The organism is Candidatus Enterococcus ikei (assembly GCF_017316105.1).
Taxonomy (GTDB): domain Bacteria; phylum Bacillota; class Bacilli; order Lactobacillales; family Enterococcaceae; genus Enterococcus_L; species Enterococcus_L ikei.
In genome coordinates this window covers 1-8,149 of the sequence record NZ_JAFLWD010000061.1, presented here as the reverse complement: position 1 = coordinate 8,149, position 8,149 = coordinate 1, and the positions used below count along the sequence as shown (strand labels likewise).

General features: G+C 37.0%; 4 protein-coding genes. 2 read left to right on the top strand and 2 right to left on the bottom strand.

Annotated elements, in window-relative coordinates; genetic code table 11:
- Together uvrA and uvrB are read right to left on the bottom strand one after the other, a co-directional pair.
- Nucleotides 1-2,579: excinuclease ABC subunit UvrA (uvrA, locus tag JZO69_RS16375; RefSeq protein ID WP_207113880.1), on the bottom strand; the 2,579-nt coding region annotated here is incomplete at its 3' end.
- A 225-nt stretch (nucleotides 2,580-2,804) separates the two neighbouring features.
- Nucleotides 2,805-4,799 carry an excinuclease ABC subunit UvrB gene (uvrB, locus tag JZO69_RS16370; protein WP_207113879.1) on the bottom strand — a complete coding sequence of 665 codons (1,995 nt, stop codon included), beginning with the start codon at nucleotides 4,797-4,799 and terminating at the stop codon, nucleotides 2,805-2,807.
- Nucleotides 4,800-5,231: 432 nt separating this feature from the next.
- On the opposite strand from uvrB, the gene JZO69_RS16365 reads away from it, so the two are divergent.
- Nucleotides 5,232-7,391, top strand: coding sequence for an amino acid ABC transporter substrate-binding protein/permease (locus JZO69_RS16365; RefSeq protein WP_207113878.1), 2,160 nt, complete (start codon nucleotides 5,232-5,234; stop codon nucleotides 7,389-7,391).
- Between the two features lies 1 nt (nucleotide 7,392).
- Nucleotides 7,393-8,130: an amino acid ABC transporter ATP-binding protein gene (locus tag JZO69_RS16360; protein WP_010765645.1), complete on the top strand. Its 738-nt coding sequence runs from the start codon at nucleotides 7,393-7,395 to the stop codon at nucleotides 8,128-8,130.
- Nucleotides 8,131-8,149: the final 19 nt, after the last annotated feature.

Here is an 8,149-nt window from a genome sequence, read left to right as displayed (position 1 = left end):
CCTGTTGTTGGTTCATCTAAAATATAGAAATTTTTACCGTTCGAATTTTTATGAAGTTCACTTGCTAATTTCATCCGTTGGGCTTCCCCTCCAGATAAAGTAGTAGCAGGCTGTCCTAACGTTACATAACCTAATCCTACATCGACGATTGTTTTCAATTTACGATGGATTTTAGGGATGTGTTTAAAGAATTCTACGGCATCTTCCACTGTTAAATCTAAAATATCAGAAATATTTTTCCCTTTATAATGAACTTCCAATGTTTCAGAATTGTAGCGTTTGCCATGACAAACTTCACATGGAACATAAACATCTGGTAAAAAGTGCATTTCGATCTTAATGATTCCATCCCCACGACAAGCTTCACAACGACCGCCTTTGACATTAAAGCTGAAGCGTCCTTTTTTGTAGCCACGGACCTTGGCTTCATTAGTTTTAGCAAATAAATCACGAATATCATCAAACACACTTGTATACGTTGCTGGATTACTTCGTGGTGTGCGTCCAATCGGACTTTGATCAATATCGATAATTTTTTCAATATTTTCATAACCAGTAATATTTTTATACTTTCCTGGTTTATTAGAATTTCGATTGATTTTTTGAGCTAGTGCTTTTTTCAATATTTGATTCACCAAGGTACTCTTTCCTGATCCAGAAACTCCTGTCACTGCTACAAATTCTCCTAATGGAAATTCTACTGTAACATTTTTCAAATTGTTCTCAGATGCGCCAGTGACTTTGATTTTATCTCCATTGCCTTTGCGACGTTTTTTAGGGACAGGAATCACTTTTTTTCCGGAAAGATATTGACCTGTTAAGGAATTAGGATTTTCAGCTACTTCTTCTGGTGTTCCTGAAGCAACAATTTCCCCACCTAAATGTCCAGCTCCTGGTCCTACATCAATCAGATAATCAGACGCCCACATAGTATCTTCATCATGTTCAACAACAATCAGAGTATTTCCTAAATCACGCATTTTCTTAAGCGATTCGATCAAACGGTCATTATCCCGTTGATGCAGTCCAATCGATGGTTCGTCCAGAATATATAAGACACCAGATAAATTGGAACCGATCTGTGTTGCCAAACGAATCCGCTGAGCTTCTCCACCAGATAATGTTCCCGCTGCCCGACTAAGTGTTAGATAATCCAATCCCACATTTTTTAAAAAGTTCAAACGATCTTCAACTTCTTTTAAAATAGGTTTAGCAATCATTTGTTCTTGTTCTGATAGTTTTACCGTTTCAAAAAACTGTATAGCATTCTTAATTGCCAAACCAGTAACTTGACCAATATTAGTATTATCGATTTTGACTGATAAAGCTTGAGGATTTAAGCGATAGCCTTTACAAGTATGACAAGTCAGTTCAGTCATGTATAAACGCATTTGATCCCGAGTAAAATCACTATTTGTTTCGTGGTAACGGCGCTTGATATTAGTCAAAACACCTTCAAATGGCACTTCCACATCACGAACTCCGCCAAAGTCATTTTCATAATGGAAATGGAAAGGTTCACCATTTGACCCATTTAAAATAATATCTTGATGTTCTTCTGGCAGTTCATTGAATGGTGTATCCATATCGATATTAAAACTATCTGCTGCTTGTTCAAGCATTTGCGGATAGTATTGTGAACTGATTGGATTCCACGGAGCGATCGCACCTTCACGTAAAGTTTTGGTTGGATCTGGAATCACTAGATCACGATCAACTTCTAGTTTAATCCCTAATCCATCACAATCAGGACACGCACCAAATGGAGCATTGAAAGAAAACAATCTTGGCTCTAACTCGCCAACTGTAAAACCACAATATGGACAAGCATAGTGCTCACTAAAAAGCATTTCTTCTCCATCGATCACATCTACTAAGGCATACCCATCAGCTAAACGTAAGGCAGCTTCAAACGAATCAAATAAACGAGAACGAATTCCATCTTTAACAACGATTCGGTCAATTACGATTGCAATATCATGTTTTTTATTTTTCTCTAATTCAGGTGCTTCACTAACATCGTAGGTTTCACCATCAACACGCATCCGAACATAACCTTCGCGTTGAATCATTTCAAAAACTTTTTTATGTTGTCCTTTTTTCTTAACGATTACTGGTGCTAATACTTGAAGTTTAGTTTTTTCTGGTAGTTCCAGCACTTTGTCTACCATTTGCTCAACCGATTGACTGGTGATTTCAGTTCCATCATTAGGACAAATTGGGTGCCCGACACGAGCAAACAATAGTCTTAAATAATCATTGATTTCTGTTACTGTCCCAACTGTTGATCGAGGGTTTTTACTGGTTGTTTTTTGATCGATAGAAATCGCTGGGCTTAGTCCATCAATACTATCTACATCTGGTTTATCCATCTGTCCTAAAAATTGTCGCGCATACGCTGACAGACTTTCTACATAGCGACGTTGACCTTCAGCGTACAATGTATCAAAGGCTAATGAACTTTTACCAGAACCCGACAATCCAGTAACTACAACCATTTTGTCACGAGGAATTGTTACATCTATATCTTTTAAATTATGTGCACGTGCGCCATGAATGACGATTTTATCATTTGCCATTACTTCTCTCCTTTTGATTGTTAGTCCGATGTCCCTTACTTCTAAGCGAATTAATTCGCAAGAGTAACGGCTCTCCTTTGCTGTGAAATACAGCGAGTATTCTTATGAGCTGATGTTGAACCGTACAAGGTGACCGTAGGGAACGTTGATCCTTGATTTTGTCGGTTCGACCTTCATTTCTTAGTGCTTTCGTACTTAGAAATTGTTAAGATCGTAGTTCCTTCGTTACTCTCCTGCTTTTAACTCCAGAATTGTATCACGCAGAGTTGCTGCAGTTTCAAAGTCTAGTGCTTTCGCAGCGTCTCGCATTTCTTTTTCTAATTTCATCAATAAATCTGCTTTTTCTTGACGAGTCAATTCATGATAAGACTTATCAATCTTGAATGGTTCGCCTTTTTCATTTGTCTTAGAAATAGAAATCAATTCGCGGATTTCTTTAATGATCGTTTTCGGTGTAATCCCGTGTTCTTCATTATATTTTTCTTGGATGGAACGACGGCGAGCTGTTTCATCGATCGCTTTTTGCATCGAATCCGTCATTTTATCCGCGTACATAATGACTCTTCCATCTGAGTTACGGGCAGCACGCCCAATCGTTTGAATCAATGAGCGCTCACTTCTTAAGAAGCCTTCTTTATCAGCATCCAATATTGCAATCAGTGAAACTTCTGGTACATCCAGCCCTTCACGAAGTAAGTTGATACCGATCAGTACATCAAATTCACCTAAACGTAAATCACGAATGATCTCTGTTCGTTCTAACGTTTTGATATCACTATGAAGATACTTCACTTTGATCCCTAATTCTTTCAGGTAATCGGTTAAATCTTCAGACATTTTTTTCGTTAAAGTAGTTACAAACACACGTTGATCTTTTTCCACTCGCTCATGGATCTCACCAACTAAATCATCGATTTGTCCCATGATTGGACGTACTTCAATCAGTGGATCTAAGAGTCCAGTCGGTCGAATAATTTGAGGAATCACTGTATCTGTTTGTTCATATTCATATGGTCCAGGTGTTGCCGATACATAAACAACTTGATGAACGTGTTTTTCAAATTCTTCTAAACGTAACGGTCGGTTATCCAACGCACTTGGCAAACGGAATCCATAATCTACTAACATTTGTTTTCTGGCCCGGTCACCGTTATACATTCCTCGAACTTGAGGCATTGTTACGTGAGATTCGTCAATCACTAACAAGAAATCATCCGGAAAGAAATCAATCAGCGTATATGGCGGTTCTCCTTCTGAACGGCCATCCATATGACGGGAATAATTCTCAATGCCGGACGTATAGCCCATTTCTCGCATCATTTCGATATCATAATTGGTCCGTTGCTCTAAACGCTGAGCTTCCAGTAATTTATTTTCACTACGCAACACGTTTAAACGAGCATCTAATTCTGCTTGAATTTGTGAGATTGCGTGTTCCATATGTTCATCGTTGGTCACAAAGTGAGTTGCAGGGAAAATCGCTACATGCTCTGTTTCACCAATAATTTCACCTGTTAAAGCATCGACTTCTCTGATTCGTTCAATTTCATCACCAAAGAACTCAACTCTTAACGCATGTTCATCACGTGATGCCGGAAAGATTTCTACCACATCTCCTCGAACACGAAAACGCCCCCGTTGAAAATCAATGTCATTTCGCTCAAACTGAATATTGACTAAACTCGTTAATAATTGATTGCGATCCATCTCCATGCCTACACGAATAGAGACAACTTGTTCACTATATTCTTTAGGATCTCCTAAACCAAAAATACATGAAACAGAAGCAACTACGATCACGTCATTTCGTTCTAATAATGAGCTAGTCGCTGAATGTCGTAACTTATCGATCTCATCATTAATACTGGCATCTTTTTCTATATATGTATCACTAGAAGGAACATAAGCTTCTGGTTGATAATAATCATAGTAACTAACAAAATACTCGACCGCGTTATTAGGAAAGAATTCTTTAAACTCTCCATAAAGCTGTCCAGCTAATGTCTTATTATGAGCAATGACTAATGTCGGTTTGTTAACTTCTGTTATGACATTGGAAATCGTAAACGTCTTACCCGTTCCTGTGGCACCCAGTAAGATTTGCGCTTTTTCTCCGCCTTCGATACCTTCAACTAGCTTTTTGATTGCTTCGGGCTGATCTCCATCTGGCTCGTATTTTGATACTAAGTCAAATGTATTGGAGGTCTCTCTTTCTATCATTTAACATCCTCCCCTTACTTTATTTAGTTATTGATCTCAATTCAATAAAAAGAGACAAGAATCGCTGTTAGATAAACTAATCCAAGCTATACTTATCCACTCTTTTTAGTAAGAAACTTTCTCTTTCAATCAAAAAAATATCCTGTAATTATTTTACCATACCGAACATATTTTCGCTAGTTTTAGAATGCTTTGCGTATACGCAATTTTAGCTAATTTACATTTTATTTAACCTTTTAGATAGGACAAAGAATAGAAGAAAACAACGATTCGTGTTAAAACTATAAAAACCTTCTTACCCGCAATATGTCACTTTTTATAACATCGAATGTTAGGAAATGAGTTTTTTTTGACTTTCTTATTGTGAATGACTTGTGTTTTTGCCTTTTCTTACTATATAATTATCCAATATGCAAATATAGGAGGTATTTTATGAAAAGGAAACACTTTTTACTTTCATTCCTTGTGATGATGGCAAGTCTACTGACATTTACACTTGGGCAGTCTGCTCAGGCTGAGGAAAAAACATATAATATAGGAACAGATTTGACTTTTGCGCCTTTTGAATTTCAAGATTCAAAAGGTGAGTATGTTGGAATCGATGTTGATTTACTACATGCAATTGCTGAAGACCAAGATTTTAAAGTAAATCTAAAACCACTTGGCTTTGATAGTGCCATTCAGGCAGTTCAATCAAAACAAGTTGATGCGATGATCGCTGGTATGAGTATTACGGATGAACGCAAAAAATCTTTCGACTTCTCTGAACCTTATTTCGATAGCGGTCTACAAATGGCTGTCAAAAAAGGCAATGACAAAATCAAAAGCTATGACGATTTAAAAGGGAAAACTGTTGCAGCAAAAGTAGGAACTGAAAGTGCAACGTTCCTAGAAAAAAATCAAGACAAGTATGACTACACAATCAAAAACTTCGATGATGCAACTGGTCTTTATCAATCTCTTGAAAACGGTGAAGCTGATGCAATTTTTGATGACTATCCAGTTCTTGGTTATGCTATCACCAATGGACAAAAGCTACAATTAGTTGGTGAAAAAGAAACTGGAAGTTCTTATGGTTTTGCTGTAAAAAAAGGGCAAAACAAAGAATTGATTGAAAAATTCAATGCTGGTTTGAAAAACTTGAAAACTTCAGGTAAATATGAAGAAATCGTAGACAAGTATATTACTACTGGAACTGAACAAGAAGCAAAAAACGATAGTAAGATGAAAAAGATTCAACCTAAAAAAGAGACTTATGTAATTGCTAGTGATTCTACATTTGCGCCATTTGAATTCCAAAATTCTGATGGTAAATATGAAGGAATCGATGTTGATTTAGTTAAACGTATCGCAGAATTACAAGACTTTGATATCGAATTTAAATTCATCGGTTTCAGTTCTGCCGTTCAAGCTGTTGAATCTGGACAAGCTGATGCAATGATCGCAGGAATGACGATCACAGATGAACGTGAAAAATCATTTGACTTCTCAACACCTTATTTCGACAGTGGTATTCAAATCGCTGTCAAAAAAGGCAATGACAAAATCAATGCTTATGAAGATTTAAAAGGTAAAAAAGTTGGTGCTAAGATTGGGACTGAAAGTGCTGATTTTCTTGAAACCAACAAACAAAAATATGGATATTCAATCAAATATTTAGACACAACAGATGCTTTATACAGCGCTCTTGAAATCGGTGAGATCGATGCAATGATGGATGATTATCCAGTAATTGGTTACGGCGTTGCTCAAAAGCAACCCTTAACAACACCGATTCCTCGCGAAGAAGGCGGAAAATATGGCTTCGCTGTTAAAAAAGGTAAAAATCCAGAATTGATCCAAATGTTCAACGAAGGTTTAGCTGAATTAAAAAGAACAGGTGAATATGATGAAATCATCGGTAAATATGTAAAAGATGGTGCTTCTGAAAATAAAGTAGATGAATCAACATTCGTTGGTATGATCCAAAATAACTGGAAACGACTATTAAGTGGTTTATGGATGACTATTCAATTAACATTGATTTCATTTATTTTAGCCTTGATCGTTGGTGTGATCTTCGGATTATTCAGTGCTTCTCCTTCTAAAGCGTTACGTGTACTTTCTACTATCTATGTTGATATTATTCGCGGTATTCCTCTAATGGTTCTAGCTTTCTTCATTTATTTCGGCTTACCAGGAATTCTAGGTTTCAACATTCCAGTATTCCTTGCAGGAATCATTACTCTGACATTAAACGCCAGCGCTTATATCTCTGAAATTGTCCGCGGTGGAATCAACGCTGTGCCAGTTGGTCAAATGGAAGCTTCACGTAGTTTAGGTCTTTCATACAACCGTACGATGCAAAAGATCATTTTACCGCAAGCAATCAAAATCATGATTCCATCTTTCGTCAATCAATTTGTTATCTCTTTAAAAGATACAACGATTCTTTCAGCGATTGGTTTGATCGAGCTATTACAAACAGGAAAAATCATCGTTGCAAGAAACTTACAAAGTACTATGGTTTACTTCGTAATCGCTATGATGTATCTGATTTTGATCACAGCCTTGACGAAATTAGCTAAAGTTTTGGAAAAGAAGGTGAAATAATATGGCTGAAAAAATTCTAGTAGAACATTTAGTAAAAAAATATGGTGATAATACTGTTCTTAACGATATCAACGTATCTATCCAAGAAGGCGATGTTGTTTGCGTCATTGGTCCTTCCGGCTCTGGGAAAAGTACTTTTCTTCGTTGTTTGAATCAACTTGAGGAAGCTACAAGCGGTGATATCATCATCGACGGAGCCAACCTAACAGATAAAAATACAAATATCAATAAAGTACGTCAACACATCGGCATGGTTTTCCAACATTTCAATCTATTCCCTCACCTGTCGATCATGGAAAATATTACATTAGCCCCAACAGATTTAGGTAGACTTTCAAAAAAAGAAGCGGAAGAGAAAGCAATCCAGCTTTTAGATACCGTTGGTTTAGCTGATAAAAAGGATAGCTATCCTGAATCATTATCTGGTGGACAAAAGCAACGTGTGGCAATCGCTCGTGCCTTAGCAATGAATCCAGATATCATGCTATTCGATGAACCAACTTCTGCACTCGATCCTGAGATGGTTGGTGATGTATTGAATGTTATGAAAAAATTGGCAAAACAAGGAATGACGATGGTCATCGTAACTCATGAAATGGGATTCGCTAAAGAAGTAGCTAATCGGGTGATGTTTATCGATGGTGGTAATTTCTTAGAAGATGGCTCACCTCAACAAATCTTTGAAAATCCGCAAAATGAACGGACGAAAGATTTCTTGGATAAAGTTCTTAATATTTAAACAAAAGAAGATGGATTGC